This is a genomic window from Agrobacterium sp. ST15.13.013 (genome assembly GCF_027956525.1).
Lineage (GTDB): Bacteria > Pseudomonadota > Alphaproteobacteria > Rhizobiales > Rhizobiaceae > Agrobacterium > Agrobacterium salinitolerans.
The window spans coordinates 1-346 of the sequence record NZ_JAQKGP010000140.1 but is presented as its reverse complement, the minus strand read 5'-3'; the positions used below and the strand labels follow the sequence as shown (position 1 = coordinate 346).

The 346-nt window shown below is 58.1% G+C and carries 1 rRNA gene; it reads right to left on the bottom strand.

Going from position 1 to position 346, the window contains the following annotated elements:
- Window positions 1-252 (bottom strand): 23S ribosomal RNA (locus PL597_RS26260); the annotation flags it as partial.
- Window positions 253-346 lie beyond the last annotated feature (94 nt).

Here is a 346-nt window from a genome sequence, read left to right as displayed (position 1 = left end):
ACTGGCCTGGTCCGCGTTCGCTCGCCACTACTTGCGGAGTCTCGGTTGATGTCCTTTCCTGCAGGTACTTAGATGTTTCAGTTCCCTGCGTTCGCTTCTTACACCCTATGTATTCAGGTGCAGATACCTCATTGCGATATCTAGAAACCTCTTTCGCTGAACCCTCGAACCCGGCATCGCCGGGTTTTCTTTTGTCTTCACGCTGTCGCGGCCAAACGTGGCCGACGCGCTACCGCGCTGTATGGCTGCCAAACTCAAGATCGAGCAAGGCACCAGTACAGGCCGATAGGCCGTCGGCGGGCGTCCGCCGCGCCATCGCAGCGCCAGCACTTCCAAAGGAAGTGCG